Source organism: Pseudomonas sp. NPDC089422 (genome assembly GCF_044749405.1).
Taxonomy (GTDB): Bacteria; Pseudomonadota; Gammaproteobacteria; order Pseudomonadales; family Pseudomonadaceae; genus Aquipseudomonas.
In genome coordinates this window covers 132,180-150,481 of the sequence record NZ_JBIVHW010000009.1, presented here as the reverse complement: position 1 = coordinate 150,481, position 18,302 = coordinate 132,180, and the positions used below count along the sequence as shown (strand labels likewise).

18 protein-coding genes are annotated in these 18,302 nt (G+C 65.6%); 5 read left to right on the top strand and 13 right to left on the bottom strand.

Translation table 11 applies throughout. From position 1 onward, the window contains the following. Window positions 1–232: 232 nt before the first annotated feature. The gene (locus ACIPZ8_RS18440) at window positions 233–931 is read left to right on the top strand and encodes a FadR/GntR family transcriptional regulator (RefSeq protein WP_400725962.1); all 699 of its coding nucleotides are present in this window, start codon (window positions 233–235) and stop codon (window positions 929–931) included. A gap of 43 nt (window positions 932–974) precedes the next feature. Here the strand turns inward: ACIPZ8_RS18440 and ACIPZ8_RS18435 are convergent, their stop codons facing one another. The 7 genes from ACIPZ8_RS18435 to ACIPZ8_RS18405 form a co-directional block, all read right to left on the bottom strand. Then, window positions 975–1,736, bottom strand: coding sequence for an ABC transporter ATP-binding protein (locus ACIPZ8_RS18435; RefSeq protein ID WP_400725959.1), 762 nt, complete (start codon window positions 1,734–1,736; stop codon window positions 975–977). Continuing rightward, window positions 1,733–2,794, bottom strand: a complete 1,062-nt coding sequence (locus tag ACIPZ8_RS18430) for a FecCD family ABC transporter permease (RefSeq protein WP_400725957.1) — start codon at window positions 2,792–2,794, stop codon at window positions 1,733–1,735. The genes ACIPZ8_RS18435 and ACIPZ8_RS18430 overlap by 4 nt, the downstream gene beginning before the upstream one ends. Beyond that, window positions 2,791–3,906 (bottom strand): ABC transporter substrate-binding protein, encoded by a 1,116-nt coding sequence (locus tag ACIPZ8_RS18425; RefSeq protein ID WP_400725954.1) that lies wholly within the window; start codon window positions 3,904–3,906, stop codon window positions 2,791–2,793. Before ACIPZ8_RS18425 ends, ACIPZ8_RS18430 begins: the two co-directional genes overlap by 4 nt. 114 nt (window positions 3,907–4,020) lie before the next feature. Next, a complete protein-coding gene (locus tag ACIPZ8_RS18420; RefSeq protein WP_400725951.1) occupies window positions 4,021–5,031 on the bottom strand; it encodes an NAD(P)-dependent alcohol dehydrogenase in 1,011 nt (336 codons plus the stop codon). An 80-nt stretch (window positions 5,032–5,111) separates the two neighbouring features. After that, window positions 5,112–5,702, bottom strand: coding sequence for an HAD family hydrolase (locus ACIPZ8_RS18415; protein WP_400725948.1), 591 nt, complete (start codon window positions 5,700–5,702; stop codon window positions 5,112–5,114). Further along, window positions 5,699–6,568, bottom strand: a complete 870-nt coding sequence (tesB, locus tag ACIPZ8_RS18410; protein ID WP_400725945.1) for an acyl-CoA thioesterase II — start codon at window positions 6,566–6,568, stop codon at window positions 5,699–5,701. Before tesB ends, ACIPZ8_RS18415 begins: the two co-directional genes overlap by 4 nt. A 145-nt stretch (window positions 6,569–6,713) precedes the next feature. Beyond that, complete coding sequence (locus ACIPZ8_RS18405; RefSeq protein WP_110637711.1) at window positions 6,714–7,286, bottom strand: GNAT family N-acetyltransferase; 573 nt, start codon at window positions 7,284–7,286, stop codon at window positions 6,714–6,716. Between the two features lie 167 nt (window positions 7,287–7,453). On the opposite strand from ACIPZ8_RS18405, the gene ACIPZ8_RS18400 reads away from it, so the two are divergent. From ACIPZ8_RS18400 to ACIPZ8_RS18390, 3 genes are all read left to right on the top strand, one after another. After that, the gene (locus ACIPZ8_RS18400) at window positions 7,454–8,140 is read left to right on the top strand and encodes a histidine phosphatase family protein (RefSeq protein WP_400725941.1); all 687 of its coding nucleotides are present in this window, start codon (window positions 7,454–7,456) and stop codon (window positions 8,138–8,140) included. A gap of 38 nt (window positions 8,141–8,178) precedes the next feature. Further along, window positions 8,179–9,093: a histone deacetylase gene (locus ACIPZ8_RS18395; protein WP_159408775.1), complete on the top strand. Its 915-nt coding sequence runs from the start codon at window positions 8,179–8,181 to the stop codon at window positions 9,091–9,093. 149 nt (window positions 9,094–9,242) lie between these two features. After that, window positions 9,243–10,484 carry a TIGR03862 family flavoprotein gene (locus ACIPZ8_RS18390; protein WP_400725938.1) on the top strand — a complete coding sequence of 414 codons (1,242 nt, stop codon included), beginning with the start codon at window positions 9,243–9,245 and terminating at the stop codon, window positions 10,482–10,484. 120 nt (window positions 10,485–10,604) lie between these two features. On the opposite strand, the gene ACIPZ8_RS18385 is transcribed toward ACIPZ8_RS18390, so the two are convergent. The 5 genes from ACIPZ8_RS18385 to ACIPZ8_RS18365 form a co-directional block, all read right to left on the bottom strand. Continuing rightward, entirely contained in the window at window positions 10,605–11,936 is a 1,332-nt protein-coding gene (locus tag ACIPZ8_RS18385; protein WP_400725935.1) for a DEAD/DEAH box helicase, read from the bottom strand. A 55-nt stretch (window positions 11,937–11,991) separates the two neighbouring features. Then, window positions 11,992–12,906, bottom strand: coding sequence for a drug/metabolite exporter YedA (gene yedA / locus ACIPZ8_RS18380; protein ID WP_400725932.1), 915 nt, complete (start codon window positions 12,904–12,906; stop codon window positions 11,992–11,994). Between the two features lie 109 nt (window positions 12,907–13,015). Further along, window positions 13,016–13,621 carry a PolC-type DNA polymerase III gene (locus ACIPZ8_RS18375; protein ID WP_400725929.1) on the bottom strand — a complete coding sequence of 202 codons (606 nt, stop codon included), beginning with the start codon at window positions 13,619–13,621 and terminating at the stop codon, window positions 13,016–13,018. Window positions 13,622–13,630: 9 nt separating this feature from the next. Continuing rightward, window positions 13,631–14,110: an NYN domain-containing protein gene (locus tag ACIPZ8_RS18370; protein WP_400725926.1), complete on the bottom strand. Its 480-nt coding sequence runs from the start codon at window positions 14,108–14,110 to the stop codon at window positions 13,631–13,633. A gap of 68 nt (window positions 14,111–14,178) precedes the next feature. After that, window positions 14,179–14,940, bottom strand: a complete 762-nt coding sequence (locus ACIPZ8_RS18365; protein ID WP_400725923.1) for a DUF2076 domain-containing protein — start codon at window positions 14,938–14,940, stop codon at window positions 14,179–14,181. Window positions 14,941–15,095: 155 nt separating this feature from the next. Here ACIPZ8_RS18365 and ACIPZ8_RS18360 point away from each other — a divergent pair, with 155 nt between their 5' ends. Next, window positions 15,096–15,746 (top strand): YciC family protein, encoded by a 651-nt coding sequence (locus tag ACIPZ8_RS18360; RefSeq protein ID WP_400725920.1) that lies wholly within the window; start codon window positions 15,096–15,098, stop codon window positions 15,744–15,746. 18 nt (window positions 15,747–15,764) lie between these two features. Here the strand turns inward: ACIPZ8_RS18360 and hrpB are convergent, their stop codons facing one another. After that, window positions 15,765–18,293: an ATP-dependent helicase HrpB gene (gene hrpB, locus ACIPZ8_RS18355; RefSeq protein WP_400725917.1), complete on the bottom strand. Its 2,529-nt coding sequence runs from the start codon at window positions 18,291–18,293 to the stop codon at window positions 15,765–15,767. Between the last annotated feature and the right edge of the window lie 9 nt (window positions 18,294–18,302).

The following is an 18,302-nucleotide window of genomic DNA, read 5'->3' as shown; positions in this document are numbered from 1 at the left end:
GCGGGTCGAAGTTGTCTGACATGACAATGAGGCAGAGCATATGCGCAGCGAGGTTGTACGACAAGATGCCGAATGTCGCCTAATTAGCAAAATACAAGCTTATAAAGGGTAATATTGCATCGATTGTGCTTCCATCGTTTTAAACAGCTCGATACCGTGCAGAGAAAAACCGGGCAGAAAATATTTTTGCGGGTTAACTTGTCGTACAAGATAACCCCAAGCGGAATCCACCATGGATACATCCCCAGTCAAACGCAGCCACAGCCGCGCCCATGACCTGGTCTCGAGCCTGACCCAGCAGATTCTGCTGGGTACCTTCAAGCCGGGGGACAAACTGCCGTCGGAGAACACCCTGGTGCGCGAGCATGGCGTCAGCCGCACCGTGGTCCGCGAAGCGCTGTCGAAGTTGCAGGCCTCAGGCCTGGTGGAACCGCGCCACGGCATCGGCACTTTCGTGATGGAGCGCCAGGGCCAGGCGGGTTTGCGCGTGGGGGCGGAGAATGCCGCCAGCGTGCGCGACCTGCTGGAGCTGCGTATCGGCCTGGAAGGCCAGGCGGCCGCTTTGGCCGCCGTGCGCCGCAGTGACGAGCACCTGGCACGCATGCGCAAGGCGCTGGATGACTATCAGGACCTGGCGGCTGCAGGGGACAGCTGCATCGAGGCGGACCGACGCTTTCACCTGTTGATCGCCGAGGCCACCGGCAACTTGTATTTCAGCGAGATGATGGCGCAGCTGGGCAACGGCCTGATTCCGCGTAACCGCATGGCCCTGGCCGAACGCGCCGGGGCCAACCTGGCGCGGCATGCATACCTGGCCAACCTCGAACATGAGGCGATCCTCAATGCCATCCGCCGGCAGGACCCGGATGCCGCACGGGCGGCGATCTGCCTGCACCTGTCCAACAGCCGAGATCGCCTGCTGCCGGACTGAAACTTCCCCTGCTGACGCGCTCCTACAACGACCGCGTCAGAAATCAGGCCAACGCCCGGTCCACCAACACTTGCAGCCTTCCCTGCGAACAGCACTCAACCCGCGCCTCGACCCCATATACCTCAGCCAGCAGCTCAGGCTGCAGCACCTCCCCCGGCACCCCGCACGCCACCACCCTGCCCCCGCGCAACACCACCAGCCAATCGGCATGGCTGGCCGCCAGGTTGATGTCATGCAACACCGCCACCGCCAGCAACCGATGCGCCACCACCCGCTCGCGCACCGCGCCCATCACCCGCAACTGGTAATGCAGGTCCAGCGCACTGGTCGGCTCATCGAGCAACAGCACCTGCGGATTGCGCGCCATCAACTGCGCCAGCGCCACCAGTTGCCGCTGGCCACCGGAAAGGCTGTCGAGCGAGCGCTCGGCCAGCGCCTCGATGCCCAGTTGGCGCAGCGCCTGGTACGCGCTGCCGAGCAGGTCATCCGTACCACTCACGCGCAACGCCGCGACAATGCTTTCCAGCACCCCAAGGGCAATCCCCGGCGGCAGTTGCTGGGGCATGTAGGCCAGCCGCCGCGAGCGCTCGGCAAAGCTCAGCCGGGTCACGTCCTGGCCATCCAGGCTCAAGCCGCCCTTCATCCGCTCCAGCCCCGCCAGCGCCCGCAGCAAGGTCGACTTGCCCGCGCCATTGGGCCCGACCAGCGCCACCAGGCTGCCGGCCGGCAGCGCCGGCAAACTCACCCCGTGCAGGATCCGCCGCGCGCCATAGGCGACCGTCACGTCATCGATCAACAGGCTCACAGTCTTCTCCCCCGGCGGAACACCAGCAGCACGAACACCGGCACCCCGACCAGCGCCGTGACGATGCCCACCGGCACGATCACCCCGGGCAGGATCAGCTTGCTGGCAAGCGACGACATCGACAGCATCAACGCCCCCACCAGTGCGCTGGCAGGCAGCAGAAAGCGCTGGTCCTCACCGACCAGCAAGCGGGCGATGTGCGGCCCGACCAGGCCGACGAAACCGATGGTGCCGACGAACGCCACGGCCGTGGCCGACAGCAGGCTGATGCGCAGCAGCGAGGCAAAGCGCAGGCGCCGGGTATCCACGCCAAAGCTGCGCGCGCGGTCCTCACCCATGCGCAACAGGGTCATGGCCGGCGCGGCGCGCAGCGAGAATGGCAACAGCAGCGCCAGCACCAGGGCAAGGATGCCGAGCTTCTGCCAGTCGGCTCGGGCCAGGCTGCCCAAGGTCCAGAACACCAGTTGCTGCAGCACGTCCTCGGTGGCCAGCAGCTGCAACAGCGAGACCAGCGCGTTGCAGCTGAACACCAGGGCGATGCCGAACAGCACCAGGCTCTCCACCCCGGCCCCACGCAAGCGTGACATGGCTTGCAGCAATACCACCGACAGGCAGGCGAAGACGAAGGCCATCAGCGTCACCTGCGCGCTTGGCGCCAGCCACGAGATAGCCAGCGGATAGGCAATCGCCAGCGACGCACCGAGCGCCGCCGACGACGACACACCCAGGGTAAAGGGGCTGGCCAGCGGGTTGTCGAGGATCGCCTGCATCTCGGCGCCAGCCAGGGCCAAAGCCGCGCCCACCAATACCGCCATCAGCGAGTACGGCAGGCGCACGTTCCAGATGATCACCCGCTCGGTGGCGCTCAGCGTCGCCGGGTCGAAGATACCCTGCAGCAGTTGCCCCAGGCCCATCCCCGAGGCGCCGCTGGCCAGGTCACCGAGCACCGACAGCAGCAACAACAGCGCCAGTGCCAACACCAGCAAGGCCCGCCGCCAGAGCAGGCGGCGATAATGCCAGGCCGCGAGTGCCGCACCCTCCTGCGCCAGCGCGGTCAATTGGCGTCGACCCAGTACTGGCCATCCAGGCCCACCTTCAGCATGCGGTTGATCTCGCCCAGGGTGGCCTGTGGGTCGACATCCTCGAAGCGCTCGGGATGCACCCAACGCGCCATGGCCTCGATCGCGAGGATGTTGAACGGCGAGTTGTAGAAGTCATGCCACAGGCCGTGGGCCTGCCCAGCCTGGATCGGCCGCAGCGGCGCGAACTCGGCGCGTGCGGTGATCTTCGCCAGGCTCTGGCGGGCTGTCTGGGTGGATACACCCGCGCCCAGCAGCACGCCCGGTGCACGGTTGCCGGTGACGATGTACACGTCAGGGTCGGCCTGCAGCACGTATTCGACACTGACGTCGCCGAGTGCGCCCGGCACCACGTCGGCACCGATGTTGTGCCCGCCAACTGCCTCGACCACGCTGCCCAGGCCGCTCTTGCCGGTGGTATGCCCCGGTGCCTGCCACACGCCCGCCAGCAATTCGAGAAACACCTTGGGCCGCTCACTGGCGGTGAGCCCGGCCACGCTGTCGGTGATGTGCTTGAGGTGGCGGTCGTACAGGCTCAGGTACTCCTGCGCCTGCTGTTCACGCCCGAGCAGGGTGGCCAGCGCCTGCATGCTGACCCGGGTATTGCGGATCGGGTGCACGCGGAAGTCGACGAACAGCACCGGCACCCCGGCCTTTTCCAGCAGGTCGGCCACGGGGCTGTGCTGGGTCGGGCCTTCGCCAGCGATGCTGAAGATTGCCAGGTCCGGCTTGAGCGCGAGGATCTGCTCGGCACTGACGCTCTGCTCGGAGGCCTGGCCGATCAATGGCAGCCTGGCGACCTGCGGGTACAGCTTGGCGTACACCTCGTAGGTGTGCGGATCGAGCAGGCGCATGTCGTTCTGCCAGCCGACCACGCGCTGGAACGGGTTGTCGCGGTCAAGCAGCGCCAGGGCGAAGAACAACCGCCCTTCGCCAAGCACGATGCGCTGCGGCGCATGCTCGATCTCGACCTGGCGCCCAAGCACGTCTGTCACTTGCAGGGCGCTGGCGGTTTGCGCAAAGCCGGCAGCAGTCGCCAGCAGAACGAGGGCAGGCAGCAAGCGCTGCCGGAGACGGGAAAGGAAGCTCATCGGGGGAATCCTCTTGAAGAGAATCAGTCGCATCTGAAGCGGGGCATTCTAGCCAGCCGCTTTCCCCTGCCGATGTGCGCAAATGTATTGGCTTGTCGGGTGCCCGTTACAGTTTCACCAGGTCAGGCAGATCTTGCCGAAATGCCGGTTGCTCTCCTGATAGCGGAACGCCTCGACGATCTGCTCCAGCTCGAAGTGCTTGTCCACCACCGGCCGCAAGCCGTTGGCATCGATCGCCCGCACCATCGCCTGCTGCTGCGCGCGGCTGCCCACCAGCACACCTTGCAGGCGGATCTGCCGCACCAGTGCCTGCACCAGCGGCAGCTGCCCGGCCACGCCGGTGAGAATGCCGATCAGCGACACATGCCCACCGATGCGCGCGGCGATCATCGACTGCTCCAGGGTCGCCGGCCCACCCACTTCGATCACATGATCGACGCCGCGGTTGCCCGTCAGCTCACGCGCCTTCTCGCCCCAGGCCGGGGTGCTCCTGTAGTTGATCAGGTGGTCGGCGCCGAGGGCTTTCAGGCGTTCGAGCTTGGCGTCACTGGACGACGTGGCGATGACCGTGGCACCTGCCAGCTTGGCAAACTGCAGGGCGAAGATCGACACGCCGCCAGTGCCCTGCACCAGCACCGTGTCACCCGGCTTGAGGTGGTCATCGCTCATCAAGCTGCGCCAGGCGGTGAGGCCGGCCGTGGTCAGGGTCGCAGCCTCGGCGTGGCTGAAGCCCTGGGGTGCCAGGGTGAACGAGGTGGCCGCCGCCGTGACCTGTTCGCGGGCATAACCATCGATGCCGTCACCGGGCACCCGGCCAAAGCCTTCGACATTGGCCTGGCCGTCGAGCCAGTCGGGAAAGAAGGTGCTGACGACGTTGTCGCCGACCTTGAATTCACTCACGCCTGCACCGATGGCGATCACTTCGCCGGCACCGTCGGCCATGGGAATGCGCCGCTCGCTCGGGCCCCACATGCCGCTGACCACGGCGAAATCGTGATAGTTGAGGGAGCTGGCATGCAACTGCACGGTGATCTCGCCGGCCTTGGGCGCTGGGGCCTCGCAGGTGCCGACTTCGACCTTGTCGTAGCCGCCGCCGGCTTGCACATAGATGGCCTTGCTGGTCATGACTGAGGTTCCATTCAGGGAAAGACAGGGGTTCAGCATAGCCAGTACCCGCGAAGAGGCTCTGTAAGGCGATACAAGAGTCAGCCCAACAACACCCGAAGCGCCCGGCAATCTGCTGCGTGCCAGTCCACCAGCTCCGGCCACGGATTGTCCGGCAGATTGACCAGCACCGTGCGCGCACCTGCGGCCCGCCCACAGTCCAGGTCAAAGCGGTAATCCCCAACCATCACCAGCTCGCCGGGCGCCACGCCCCAGGCGCGGGCAATTTTCAACAGCCCATCCGGGCTTGGCTTGGGCTCTGCCTCATCGCGCCCGAGAATGTGCTCGACCGCGAAGCAGTCTGCCAGGCCGATGGCTTCCAGCGTCACATGCGCCAGCTCCCGCGCATTGCGGGTCAGGATGCCCAGCCGGCAACCGCGCCCGGCCAGCTCACGCACCAGCTCCACCGCACCGGTGGCCGCTGTCGAGGCGATTGCCAGGTCGCGTTCATGTTCCAGCAGCCAGGCATGCTTGGCCGCCGCTTCCGCCGCCGGCAGCGCCGCCAGGTGGGTGAGAATGTCGTGCTCGGCCGGGATGTCCAGGGCGACGCGGATGGCGGCGAAATCGTGCACCGCCACGGTCAGGGTGCCGTCCATATCGAACACCCAGTTGCGGATTTCGCCCAGGCTCATGCCCAGTCCTTGCGGTGGCGAATCAGGCCTTCCTGGGTCGACGACGCCACCAGCTGGCCGGCGCGGTTGAAGATGCTGCCGCGGCAGAAACCGCGGGCATTGCCGGCCCACGGGCTGTCGGTGGCGTACAGCAGCCACTCATCGGCGCGCAGGTTGCGGTGGAACCACAGCGAATGGTCGAGGCTGGCGATCTGCATGTCGCGCTGCCACACCGACTTGCCATGGGGCAACAGCGAGGTGGTCAGCAAGCCGAAGTCGGAGGCGTAGGCCAGCAGGTACTTGTGCAGCGCCGGCACGTCCGGCAAGGCGCCGTCGGCGCGGAACCAGGCGTACTTCACCGGGTCGCCGGGCTGGGGGTTGAAGGGGTCGCGCTCGGTCACCGGGCGGATCTCGATCGGCTTGGCGCACAGCACCTTGTCGCGGATGCGCTCGGGCAGCTTGTCGGCATGGGCACTGGCCAGCTCGACTTCGGTGGGCAGGTTTTCCGGGCCGACCACATCGGGCATCTGCACCTGGTGCTCGAAGCCTTCCTCGTCGTACTGGAACGACGCGCTGCAGGTGAAGATCGGCTGGCCCTTCTGGATCGCCGTTACCCGCCGGGTGCTGAAGCTGCCACCGTCACGCACGCGGTCGACCGAATAGACCACCGGCAGGCTGGCGTCGCCAGGGCGCAGGAAGTATCCGTGCAGCGAATGCACATGGCGCGCGTCCTCGACCGTCTGGCTGGCGGCCGACAGCGACTGGCCCAGCACCTGGCCACCGTACAGCTGGCGGAAGCCCAGGTCCTGGCTGCGGCCACGGAACAGGTTCTCCTCGATCGACTCGAGGCTCAACAGGTCGACCAGGTCGTCCAACACATGACTCATCGGGGGTTCTCCTTGTAGGAGCGAGCTTGCTCGCGATGCGCCGCGTGAGCGGCGCTCGGTTTCACAGGCGCTGAACATCTTTCGGCGAGCACCTTACGGATAGGGAAATGATACAGGGTTTGCCATTGACGCCGTGCATGACGGCTCATTCAGTACGCAAGGTCTGTTCCCAATGTGCACGGTCTATGCGGTACAGCACATGGGGGCGCAGCGGGTGACCGATGGGCAGCCGGGGGTGGTCGAAGCTGCCATTGGCGTCCTGGACCATGCCGATGGCCTGCATGACTTTCTGCGACGGCAAATTGCTCTCGCTAGTGAACGACACCACCTCTTCCACACGCAATTGGGCGAAAGCACAACGCAGGCAAGTCCATGCCGCCTCGCTGGCAAAACCCAGGCCCCAATGGCGTCGGGCCAGGCGCCAGCCGATCTCCACCGCCGGTGCGAACGGTGCGTCGAAATTGACATTGAGCAACCCCGTCATGCCGATGAAAGCCCCGCTATCCTTTCGCTCCAGGGCCCACAGGCCGAAGCCGTATTCGTTGAAGTGCCCACGAATCCTGCCGATCAGCGCCGCCGCCTCCAGCCGCGTCATCGGCGCCGGGAAGTAACGCATCACCTGCGGGTCGGCACACAGCGCGGCGAACTCGCGCAGGTCGTCATCGTGCCATTGGCGCAGCACCAGGCGTGCGCTTTCCAGGTGAAGGATGGGGGTCATGGGACGAACTCCGGTTTTGCGCTGTGGCATCTAACAGCGTAGGCGCGGCCAGGTTTTTCACGCAACCGACGGCGCCCAGAATGCAATTTTCACAACCCCTTCACCAGCCCCCGACAGACGGCTGAGCACTATACCGCCACACCACCGCCGCGCCATTGGAGTGACGCATGCAGCCGAGCAACACCTTGGGCCATCCCGCCATCCACGCCCGTCGCAAGCGACGCATGTCACGCAAAGCCCTCGGTGCCGCTCTCGGCCTGTGCATGGTCATCGCGGCAGTGACCACCTGGCTGGCGACGAGGACCCATATCGTCGACCTTGGCAACGAGCAGCAGTTGAGTGAAAGCGGCCTCCTGCAGGACTGGGCCGAAGGCGCGGTGATCGTGATGATCCGCCATGCCGAACGTTGTGACAGCGCACCTGGCCCGTGCCTGAACGACCCCACCGGCATCACCGTGGCCGGCAGCGAAGCCGCCACGCGGGTCGGCCAGGGCTTGAAGCAACTGGGCCTGACCAACGCCGATGTGCTCGCCAGCCCCAAAGTGCGCACCCTGCAAACAGCGCACTTCATCCTTGGCCAGGCCGTACCGAGCGAAGCCTGGCTGGAAAGCTGCGACAACCAGTTCGCCAGTGAAGCGCTGGAGCGCAAGCGTGCCGGGCACAACCTGGTGCTGGTGACCCACAATGGCTGCATCGACCATTTCGCCCGGCAGCAGCGCGTGGCTGGCGGTGAGCGGGAAAGCAACTACGCCAGTGCGCTGTTCGTTTCCGTGGATGCCAATGGCAAGGCACGCATCCTGGGTCGGCTGAACGAGCCGGACTGGCAACGCGTATTGGCCAGCGCGGGGAAATAACTGGCAAGATCAGCACTGGCCCCGATTGCGAAGTCCCCATGCCGTTGCCGCTGATCTACCACGAAGACTACAGCCCGGAATTCCCCGCCGAGCACCGCTTCCCCATGGACAAGTTCCGCCTGCTGCGCGATCACCTGGTCGACAGCGGGCTGACCACCGACCAGGCCCTGCTGCGCCCGGACATCTGCCCCAACGATATCCTCGCCCTGGCCCATGACCGCAGCTACATCGAGCGCTACATGAACGGCGAACTGTCCCGCGAGGACCAGCGTCGCCTCGGCCTGCCCTGGAGCGAAGCCCTGGCCCGGCGTACCGTGCGCGCGGTGGGCGGCTCGCTGCTGACTGCCGAGATGGCGCTGCAGCATGGCATCGCCTGTCACCTGGCGGGCGGCACCCACCACGCCCACTATGACCACCCGGCCGGCTTCTGCATCTTCAATGACCTGGCAGTGATCAGCCGCTACCTGCTCGAGGCCGGCCGCGTGCACCGGGTGCTGATCTTCGACTGCGATGTGCATCAGGGCGACGGCACGGCACGCATCCTCCACGACACCCCGGACGCCATCACCGTGTCCCTGCACTGCGAGCAGAACTTCCCGGCGCGCAAGGCTCACAGTGACTGGGACATTCCCCTGCCCCGGGGCATGGGCGACACGGCTTACCTGAAGGTGGTGGAGGATGCGCTGAACTACCTGCTGCCGCTGTATCAACCCGACCTGGTGCTGTACGACGCTGGCGTCGATGTGCACAAGGACGATGCCCTGGGCTACCTGCAACTCACCGACCAGGGCCTGGCGGCGCGTGACGAGCGGGTGATGCGCCATTGCCTGGGCCGCGATATCCCGGTGGTCGGGGTGATCGGTGGGGGCTACAGCAAGGACCGTGAAGCCTTGGCCAGGCGTCACGGCATTCTGCACCACAGTGCGGCACGGGTCATCGGTTGTTCACAATGACTGTGGAACCGCTTGTGGATAACCTGCGGGAAAGGCGCTGCAGCCCTTTACTGGCTTGGCCTGCAGAGTATTGATCATTTTTTGTTCAGTGCTTACGTTGGCCCGGCTGCGCTAGAATGTGCAGTCTTTTCCACAGCCTGCTGCCTACCATGTCAGAAAAATCCCCCGCTTCCCCTCCCCTGGCCGTCGTTATCGGCGGCGGCCCTGCCGGCCTGATGGCTGCAGAAGCCATGGCCCAGGCGGGCCTGGCGGTGGAAGTGTTCGACGCCATGCCATCGGTGGGCCGCAAGTTCCTGCTGGCCGGCGTCGGTGGCATGAACATCACCCACTCGGAGGCTTATCCACAGTTCGTTTCGCGATACGCCGAGCGGCAGAGCGAGATCGACGGGTTGTTGCGCGACTTCGATGCCGATGCGCTGCGCCAGTGGATTCACGGGCTGGGTATCGAAACCTTTGTCGGTACATCGGGCCGGGTGTTCCCGACCGACATGAAAGCAGCCCCGCTGCTGCGCGCCTGGCTGAAGCGCCTGCGGGACAACGGTGTAGTTATCCACACCCGCCATCGCTGGCTGGGCTGGAATGCCGACGGCAGCTTGCGGATTGCTTATCCACAGGGTGAATTGCAGGTCAAGGCCGACGTCGTGGTGCTGGCCCTCGGTGGTGCCAGCTGGGCAAGGTTGGGCTCCGACGGCGCCTGGCAAGCATTGCTGGCCGAACGCACTGTGGATATCTCGCCGCTGCGGCCAAGCAACTGCGGTTTCGAGGTCGAAGGCTGGAGTCCAGTGCTTGTGGACAAGTTTGCCGGGGCGCCGCTGAAGAACATTGCCCTGAGCGTGCCGGGCATGGCGCCGCGCAAGGGCGAGTTCATCCTCACTGCACAGGGCGTCGAGGGCAGCCTGGTGTATGCGTGGTCGGCGCACCTGCGCCAGGCCATCGAGCATCAGGGGCAGGCCAGGCTGTTGCTCGATCTGCTGCCGGACAAGCCTGTGGACAAGATTGCCCAGGCGCTGGCCAAACCACGCGGGTCACGGTCGATGGCCAAGCATCTGCAGGGCCAGTTGGGGATCGATGGGGTCAAGGCAGGATTGCTGCGGGAACTGACGGATCAGGCGACGTTTGCCGATCCTCAGGCGTTGGCGCGGGCGATCAAGGCCTTGCCGATCACGCTGGTTAGAACGAGGCCGCTGGACGAAGCGATCAGCAGTGCCGGTGGCGTGCGCTTCGAAGGGCTGGATGAAGGGTTGATGGTTCGCCGGATGCCAGGGGTGTTCTGTGCGGGCGAGATGCTCGACTGGGAGGCGCCGACTGGGGGGTATCTGCTGACGGCGTGCTTTGCCACTGGACTTTGTGCGGGGCGTGCGGCGGTGGATTGGTTGACGCGATCTGCCTGATCGATTGCCGGGGCTGCCTCGCAGCCCTTTCGCGACACAAGGCCGCTCCTACAGGAAACCGCGTGCCCTTGTAGGAGCGGCCTTGTGTCGCGAAAGGGCCGCAGAGCGGCCCCAGAAATCTCAAGGTTTACGCTTGCGCGGCCCGCCGTTGAAGCTCGGCACCTTGCGCACGGCCTTCACCGATGGCTCGGCAGCACCCGCCTCGGCACTGTCCATCCAGCGCCCCAAACCACGCTTGGCGCTGTTCTCTTTCGGCTTCTTGGGTTTCTTCGGCTTCTTGATCACCTGGCCGCTGGCATCGGTCATCGGCACCCGGTGCTCGGGGATGAAGTCGGGCTCTTCATGACGCGGCAGGGTCTGCCGGGTCAGCACTTCAATCGCCGACAGCATCTGCACCTCATCGGCACACACCAGCGAAATCGCCTCGCCCTTGTTGCCGGCTCGGCCGGTACGGCCGATGCGGTGCACATAATCCTCGGCCACGATCGGCAGGTCGAGGTTGACCACCAGCGGCAGGTCGTCGATGTCCAGGCCACGGGCCGCGACATCGGTCGCCACCAGCACCTGGATCTCCCGCGCCTTGAAACTGTCCAGCGCGCGCTGGCGGGTGGCCTGTGGGCGGTCGCCGTGGATGCCGTCGGCATTGACACCGTCCGCCAGCAAGCGCTCGACCAGCTGATCGACGCCATTGCGGGTCTTGGCGAATACCAGCACCTGCTTCCAACGCTGCTTGCGCAGCAGGTGCATGAACAAGTCGGTCTTGCGCTTCTTGTCCACAGGCACCAGCCACTGCTTGACCGTGGTCGCCGCCGCGTTGCGCGGGCTGACTTCAATGCTCAGCGGGTCGTTCAGGGCCAGGCCCGCGAGCATGCGGATCTGCTCGGAGAACGTGGCGGAGAACAGCAGCGTCTGACGCTTGCGCGGCAAGGCGGCGTATACCGACTGCAGCTCCTCGGCAAAGCCCAGATCGAGCATGCGGTCGGCTTCGTCGAGCACCAGGGTCTGTACCTGGTTGAACTTCACCGCGTTCTGACGGAACAGGTCGAGCAGGCGACCGGGCGTTGCCACCAGCAGGTCGACGCCACGGCGCAGGCGCATCATCTGCGGGTTGATGCTGACCCCACCGTACACCGCGTAGGTGCTCAGCGGCAGGTTCTCGGCATACTCGCGCACGTTGTTGTGCACCTGCTCGGCCAGCTCGCGGGTCGGCACCAACACCAGTGCACGGATCGAGTTGCTGGCAACCTTCTCACCTTCCAGGGCCAGGCGTTGCAGCACCGGCAGGGCGAAACCGGCGGTCTTGCCGGTGCCGGTCTGGGCGGCGGCCATCAGGTCGCGGCCGGCCAGCACGGCAGGGATGGCCTTGGCCTGGACCGGGGTCGGGGTGGTGTAGTCCAGCTGCTGCAAGGTGCGCAGCAGCGGTTCGATCAGGCCGAGTTGGGCGAAATTCATGGCAATACCGTCAGGGGGTTCAGCGAAGGCGGCAAGTTTACCGCATCGCCCCTGGCTACTTGCAGATTTCGCCCTTCAGCGGTTGTTCGGGTGCCTTGCGCCACTGCGGCAGGCCGATCAGCACCACGGCGCCGATGATCACCGCCATGGCCAGGCATTCTTCCGCGCCGATCTGTTCGCCAGCGAAGAGGATGCCCAGCAGCACCGCCACCGCCGGGTTGACGTAGGCATAACTGGTGGCAGCGGCCGGGCGCACGTTCTTGAGCAGGTACATGTAGGCACTGAAGGCGAGGATCGAACCGAACAGCACCAGGTAGGCCAGCGCGCCCCAGCCGGCAGCCGTCGGCATTTGCGTCATGCGCTCACCGGACAGCACGCTGCCCAGCAGCAATACCGCACCGCCGACCAGCATCTCGGCAGCACTGGCCATCGGCCCCTGGGGCAGCGGCAGGCTTTTGCTCCACACCGAACCGAACGCCCACGAAGCCGCCGCGAACAGGATCAGCGCGGCGCCGATGGGGCTGGCCTGCAGGTTCGAGCCGAGGTTGAGCAAACCGATGCCGAGCAGGCCGAGGAAGATCCCGGCCCATTCCAGGCGCGAGTTGCGGTGGCCGAACAGCAAGCCAAAGACCAGGGTGAACAGTGGCACCGTGGCCACTGCCAGCGCCGCAACGCCCGATGCCACGCCAGCATGCTCGGCCACGGTCACACCACCGTTGCCGCAGCTGAGCAACAGAAAGCCGATGGCACCTGCCGCGCGCCATTGTGGCCAGGTCGGTGCCTGTACTCCGCGCCAGCGCAGGAAGCCGTACAGCAACCCGCCCGCGATCAGGAAGCGCACCCCTGCCATCAGCATCGGTGGCCATGACTCGACGCCGATGCGAATGAACAGGTAGGTGGAACCCCAGACCAGGTACAAGGCCAGAAAGGCGCCGACGAGCAACAGCGGAAAGCGACGGGAGGCAGGCATGGCAGACAACTCAGAAATCCGTTTTCGGGTGACCGAGTTTAAGGCTCTGCTTCAGTAAACATAAGTTACAAAACAGCGCGAAATGAGCGGCACACTTTTGGTGCGCGCTTCAGGCGAACCTGGCCAGGGTTTCGCGGACTTTCGCCGCAGGCGTTTTCTGCAGGCGGCAGAGCAGTTCGTGGGAGAGTTGCTGCACGCCGTGCGACTGACGCAGCACACCGGCCAGGTGTTGCAGCAGGTTGGCGGCCATTTCGGCATCGGCCATGGCCCGGTGCGCGGTACCGGTATCCGGCAGCCCGGCCCAACGGGTCAAGGTACCCAGCTTGTGGTTCGGTGCCGCCGGCAGCAGGCGCCGTGACAACAGCAGGGAACAGGCGAAGGACTGGCGACGGCTGCGGCCGATGCGGCTCAGCTCGTAGTCCCAGAACTTCTGGTCGAAGGCCGCGTTGTGGGCCAGCAGCGGGGTATCACCGACGAACTCGGCCACTTCGTTCATCACCTTGTCCACCGGCGGCGCGGTGCGCAGCATGGCGGTGGTGATGCCGGTCAGCCCGGCGACGAAGGCTGGCACCGGCACACCGGCATTCATCAGGCTTTGATAGCGCTCGACAATACGCCCGCGTTCCAGCATCACCACCGCCACCTCGGTGGCGCGGCAGCCGGCACCGGGGGAAATACCGGTGGTTTCAAAGTCGATGACAGCAATACGTTCCATGAAAAAACCTTAGTGCTTGAGCAACAGCGCGCCCTCGATGGGCACATAGCGGGTGGCGGCGCGAATCAGCGACAACGCGGTCAGGCCGGGGACGCCATAGACCACCGCCTCGGTGCCGTGGCGCTCGATGACCCGCTCCAGCAGCAGGTCGAAGTCACCATCACCGGAGGCCAGCACTACCTGGTCGACCCGGCTGGCCGCATCGATCACATCGAGGGTAATGCCCACGTCCCAGTCGCCCTTGGCCGAACCGTCGCTGCGCTGGATGAACGGTTTCAGGCGCACGTCGAAACCGAGGTTGCGCAAGATCTGCTGGAATTGCTGCTGCTTGCTGTCACCGCGATCGATGGCATAGGCCACGGCTTCGACGATCTCACCTTCGCGGCTGACGTCCTTCCACAATGCGGTGTAGTTGAAGTGGCAGCCATGGGCCTGGCGCACGGTGTAGTAGAGGTTCTGCACATCGGCGAACAGCGCGATCTTTTTCACCACATACCCTCGACATGAAAAGGGGCGCAAAGCGCCCCTTCGGAAATGCCAGCAGTATGCCAGACCGGTCAGACGAACGTATCGTCATCCGAGAAGAAGCCACCTCCATCGTTACCGTAATCGGTATCGGCCCAGCCGCCCTGGTCATTGCCCCAGCCACCGTTGTCGGCGACCTGCTGCTGTGCGCCCTGGTCATTCCAGCCGCCGTTGTCACTGGCCGGTGCCGGTTCTTCCTTGATCACCTCGACCACCTCTTCAGGCTGCGAGTGGTGGTTGAACAGGCTGCTGATGCCTTGCGCCAGCAACACGCCACCGGCAACCCCTGCAGCGGTCTGCATCGCGCCACCGAGGAAGCTGCTGGCTCCGCTGCGCGCCGGCGCGGCGCCAAAACCGGCCTGTTGCGGTTGTGCTTGCATTTGCGGTTGCGGCTGGGAGAAGCCCGGCGCACTCGGCTCGCGCCAGCCGCCACCCGAGGCTACCGGCGCACTTGGGCGCTGCGGTTGAACCGGCTCCGGATTGCGCGCACCGGCGCCGAAGATGCTCGACAGGAAACCACCCCCGCCATTGCCACTGCTGGCACGGGTAGCGTCAAGCTGGGCCCGGGCTTGCTTCAGCTCAGCCTCCAGCTGCTTGTTCTGCTCGTCCAGGCGCTTGATCGCGGCTTCCTGAACCAGGATCGCCTGGGTCATGTAGTAAGGCGCCGCCGGCTGCTGGCGGACATGCTCCTCGATCCGTGCCTGCGCCTGCGCATCACGCGGCTGGCTTGGGTCTTCGGCTTGCTTGATGCGGCCGAACAGGCCGTCGATCAGGGTTTGTTCATCAGTGTTCATTGGGCTACCTCATGGGCTAGCAGGACATCGGACATGGCAAAGATGGGGCGCACGGGCTGCGGATTCAATCACCGCGCGGGTGAAACTTTTTTCAGCAAGTGACGGCTCTGGGCTAAAGTTAGGCCCCTGCTTTTACTGCCTTGCGATGTTGACTGATGAATCCGCTGAGCGTTCTGCGCGACTCCCTGTACTTCTTCCGCCGCCACCTGGCCAGCATCATCCCGCTGTGCCTGCCGCTGGTGGTGCTCGAAGCCCTCATTACCCAACTGCTGTACCGGCAGCTGGGCGACCAGGCCTCGCCGGCCTATGGCATGCTGATCAGCCTGCTGTTCTACCCGCTGTACAGCGCGGCGCTGATCCTCTACTTGGATACCCGCAGCAACGGCCAGGAGATCGCCAAGCGTGACCTGTTCGCCCGCGCCGTGCAGCTATGGCCGCAACTGGCGCTGCTGATCCTGATCAGCTCGTTGCTGATCATGGCGGGCCTGGCGCTGTTCATCTTCCCGGGCGTGTGGATCATGATCAACCTGGTGTTCGCCGAGTACCTGCTGGTGCTGCGTGGCCTGCCAGTGGTGCAGTCGATGCGCGAAAGTGCGCGCATGACCACCGGCCACTTCATGCGCATCATGATTTGCGTGGTGGGCGTGCTGGCGCCGATCTGGCTGATCGACGGGCTGCTGCTGATGGCCATCCCCGAGCCCTCGCCAGCAGCCGAACTGGCCATGGACAGCCTGAGTGGCTTCCTGCAGCTGTTCAGCACGGTGGTGCTGTATCGCCTGTTCATGCTGCTGGAAGCAGAAAGCTGACAAGCACCTTCCTCCCGCTCAGGTGCCGCGTGGCTTTGCCCGCGCGGTAGCTTCTGCCACCAAGGGGTCATCCGGCCAGTAGTGCTTGGGATAGCGCCCCTTCAAGTCTTTCTTCACTTCGGCATAGGTCGTGCGCCAGAAATTGGCCAGATCCTGGGTCACCTGCACGGGCCGGCGCGCTGGCGACAACAGGTGCAGTTTCACCTGCTGGCGGCCCTGGGCGATGCGCGGGGTATCAGCCAGGCCGAACAGCTCCTGCAGGCGCACAGCGAGAATCGGCGGGTTTTCACTGTAGTCCAGGCGGATGTTCGAGCCGGACGGCACCGCCAGATGCGCCGGAGCCCATTCGTCCAGGCGCTGTGGCAGCGGCCAGGGCAGCAGGTTGCGCAAGATCGAGGACAGGTCCAGGGCGGCGAAATGGCTGAGGCGCGAAACTTTGCCCAAGTACGGCTGCAGCCAGTCTTCCAAAGTCGCCAGCAGCGCCTCGTCACCCAGATCGGGCCATTCGCTCTGCCCCTCCTTGTCCAGGTCCAGCTGACGCAACAGCGTCACCCGCGCTTGCCATTGGCGCAGCTCCGGGGTCCAGGTCAGCAGGTTCAGGCCCTTGCGCCGCACCAGGCCAAGCAGCGCTTTGGCGCGGGCTTCGTCATCCAGGCCGGGCAACGGTTCGCGAGCCAGTACCAGTTCGCCGACCTTGGTCTGGCGTTCGGCACGCAACACCTGCTCGCGCTCGTCCCAGTCGAGGATATCGACACGCTCTACCTGCTCGGCCAGCACGTCGTCGAGCAGCGCAGGCTCGAATTCGGCCGCAAGATAGATGCGCTCTTCGCGCTGGCCCTGGCGGCTGCCGAGGTCGGCGATCACCAGCCACGGGCATTTCATCAGCGCATCGACCTCGGCGAACAAGGCGGCGCGGCCGTTGGCCAAGCGATATTCAGCACCGCCCTCGCGCCGCTGCTGGGCGACTCGATCGGGATAGGCCAACGCCAGCAGCGCGCCGAGCCAGCGGGGGTGATCGGGGTCGGCAACGGCTGCTCCGGGCTTGCCGCGCAGCAGGCCACGGTACTGACGAGCGAGCTGCCGCGCGCGTTGCACGCCACCCTGGCCACCGCGGCTGGCCCTGCTTTCACCGCTGACCAGCGCCAGGCGGCTGTGCAGGTCGGCACCACCACCGCGCTGGATATCGCGCTCGCCGAGCAAGGCGGCGACATCGCAGGCCATCGTCGCCAGGCCCAGGTCCTGGCCACGCAGCAGCAGGTGGGCAATGCGTGGGTGGGCCGGCAACTCGGCCATGGCCTGGCCGTGGTCGCTGAGGTTGTCGCGGCTGCCCGGCTTGAACGCGCCCAGCCGCGCCAGCAGGTCCTGGGCCTGGGAGAAGGCCGCGGCCGGCGGCTGGTCTAGCCAGCGCAGCTGGTCGGGGGTAACCCCCCAGCGAGCAAGCTGCAGGGCCAGGCCGGCGAGGTCGGCCTGGAGGATCTCGGCGCTGCCGTGGGCGGCCAGCTGGTCATGCTGGGCTTCGGACCACAGGCGGTAGCACACCCCTGGTTCCAGGCGCCCTGCTCGGCCGGCGCGCTGGGTGGCGCTGGCGCGGGAGATGCGCTGGGTGTCCAGGCGGGTCATGCTGCTTCCTGGATCGAAGCGCGGCACGCGCGCCAGGCCAGCATCGATGACAACGCGCACGCCGTCGATAGTCAGGCTGGTTTCGGCGATGTTGGTCGCCAGTACCACCTTGCGCAGGCCTTTGGCCGGCGGGTCGATGGCGGCGCGCTGGGCATTGAGGTCCAGTTCACCGTGCAGCGGACACAGCAGCACATCTGGCCGCTCACCCAGAGCCTCCTGCAGGCTTTGATGCACGCGGCGGATCTCGGCCTGGCCGGGCAGGAACACCAGCACGCTGCCGGGTTGTTCGGCCAATGCCAGCAGCACGTTGTCCACAACCCGTGGCTCGATGAACTCGCCCGGCTGGAACGGCCGGCCCCAGCGGATATCCACCGGGTGCATGCGGCCTTCGCTGCTCACCACCGGCGCGTCACCCAGCAAGCGCGACAGGCGCTCTCCTTCCAGGGTCGCCGACATCAGCAGGATTTTAAGCGCGGGGTCATCGCGCAACAGTTCGCGGCCATTGAGGCTCAGCGCCAGGGCCAGGTCGGCATCCAGGCTGCGTTCGTGAAATTCATCGAAGATCAGCAACCCCACGCCGTCGAGTGCCGGGTCGGCCTGCAACCGGCGGGTGAGGATGCCTTCGGTGACCACCTCGATACGCGTGTTCGGCCCGACCTTGCTGTCCAGGCGGATGCGGTAGCCCACGGTTTCACCGACCTTTTCGCCCAGCTCGCTGGCCAGGCGCTCGGCCGCCGCCCGCGCAGCCAGGCGGCGCGGTTCGAGCATCAGGATGGTCTGCCCGGCCAACCACGGCTCGTTGAGCAGCGCCAGCGGCACGCGGGTGGTCTTGCCCGCACCGGGGGGCGCTTCGAGCACGGCTTCGTCGCGGTTTTCCAGGGCTTCGCGCAAGGCGGGCAAGACAGCATCGATCGGTAAAGAAATCATGATGGTCCT

Excerpts from the sequence above, each read along its gene's own strand:
- ACIPZ8_RS18440 (WP_400725962.1), top strand. The coding sequence starts at position 233 with ATGGATACATCCCCAGTCAAACGCAGCCACAGCCGCGCCCATGACCTG.
- ACIPZ8_RS18425 (WP_400725954.1), bottom strand. The coding sequence starts at position 3,906 with ATGAGCTTCCTTTCCCGTCTCCGGCAGCGCTTGCTGCCTGCCCTCGTT.
- ACIPZ8_RS18420 (WP_400725951.1), bottom strand. The coding sequence starts at position 5,031 with ATGACCAGCAAGGCCATCTATGTGCAAGCCGGCGGCGGCTACGACAAG.
- ACIPZ8_RS18415 (WP_400725948.1), bottom strand. The coding sequence starts at position 5,702 with ATGAGCCTGGGCGAAATCCGCAACTGGGTGTTCGATATGGACGGCACC.
- tesB (WP_400725945.1), bottom strand. The coding sequence starts at position 6,568 with ATGAGTCATGTGTTGGACGACCTGGTCGACCTGTTGAGCCTCGAGTCG.
- ACIPZ8_RS18405 (WP_110637711.1), bottom strand. The coding sequence starts at position 7,286 with ATGACCCCCATCCTTCACCTGGAAAGCGCACGCCTGGTGCTGCGCCAA.
- ACIPZ8_RS18400 (WP_400725941.1), top strand. The coding sequence starts at position 7,454 with ATGCAGCCGAGCAACACCTTGGGCCATCCCGCCATCCACGCCCGTCGC.
- ACIPZ8_RS18395 (WP_159408775.1), top strand. The coding sequence starts at position 8,179 with ATGCCGTTGCCGCTGATCTACCACGAAGACTACAGCCCGGAATTCCCC.
- ACIPZ8_RS18390 (WP_400725938.1), top strand. The coding sequence starts at position 9,243 with ATGTCAGAAAAATCCCCCGCTTCCCCTCCCCTGGCCGTCGTTATCGGC.
- ACIPZ8_RS18385 (WP_400725935.1), bottom strand. The coding sequence starts at position 11,936 with ATGAATTTCGCCCAACTCGGCCTGATCGAACCGCTGCTGCGCACCTTG.
- yedA (WP_400725932.1), bottom strand. The coding sequence starts at position 12,906 with ATGCCTGCCTCCCGTCGCTTTCCGCTGTTGCTCGTCGGCGCCTTTCTG.
- ACIPZ8_RS18375 (WP_400725929.1), bottom strand. The coding sequence starts at position 13,621 with ATGGAACGTATTGCTGTCATCGACTTTGAAACCACCGGTATTTCCCCC.
- ACIPZ8_RS18365 (WP_400725923.1), bottom strand. The coding sequence starts at position 14,940 with ATGAACACTGATGAACAAACCCTGATCGACGGCCTGTTCGGCCGCATC.
- ACIPZ8_RS18360 (WP_400725920.1), top strand. The coding sequence starts at position 15,096 with ATGAATCCGCTGAGCGTTCTGCGCGACTCCCTGTACTTCTTCCGCCGC.
- hrpB (WP_400725917.1), bottom strand. The coding sequence starts at position 18,293 with ATGATTTCTTTACCGATCGATGCTGTCTTGCCCGCCTTGCGCGAAGCC.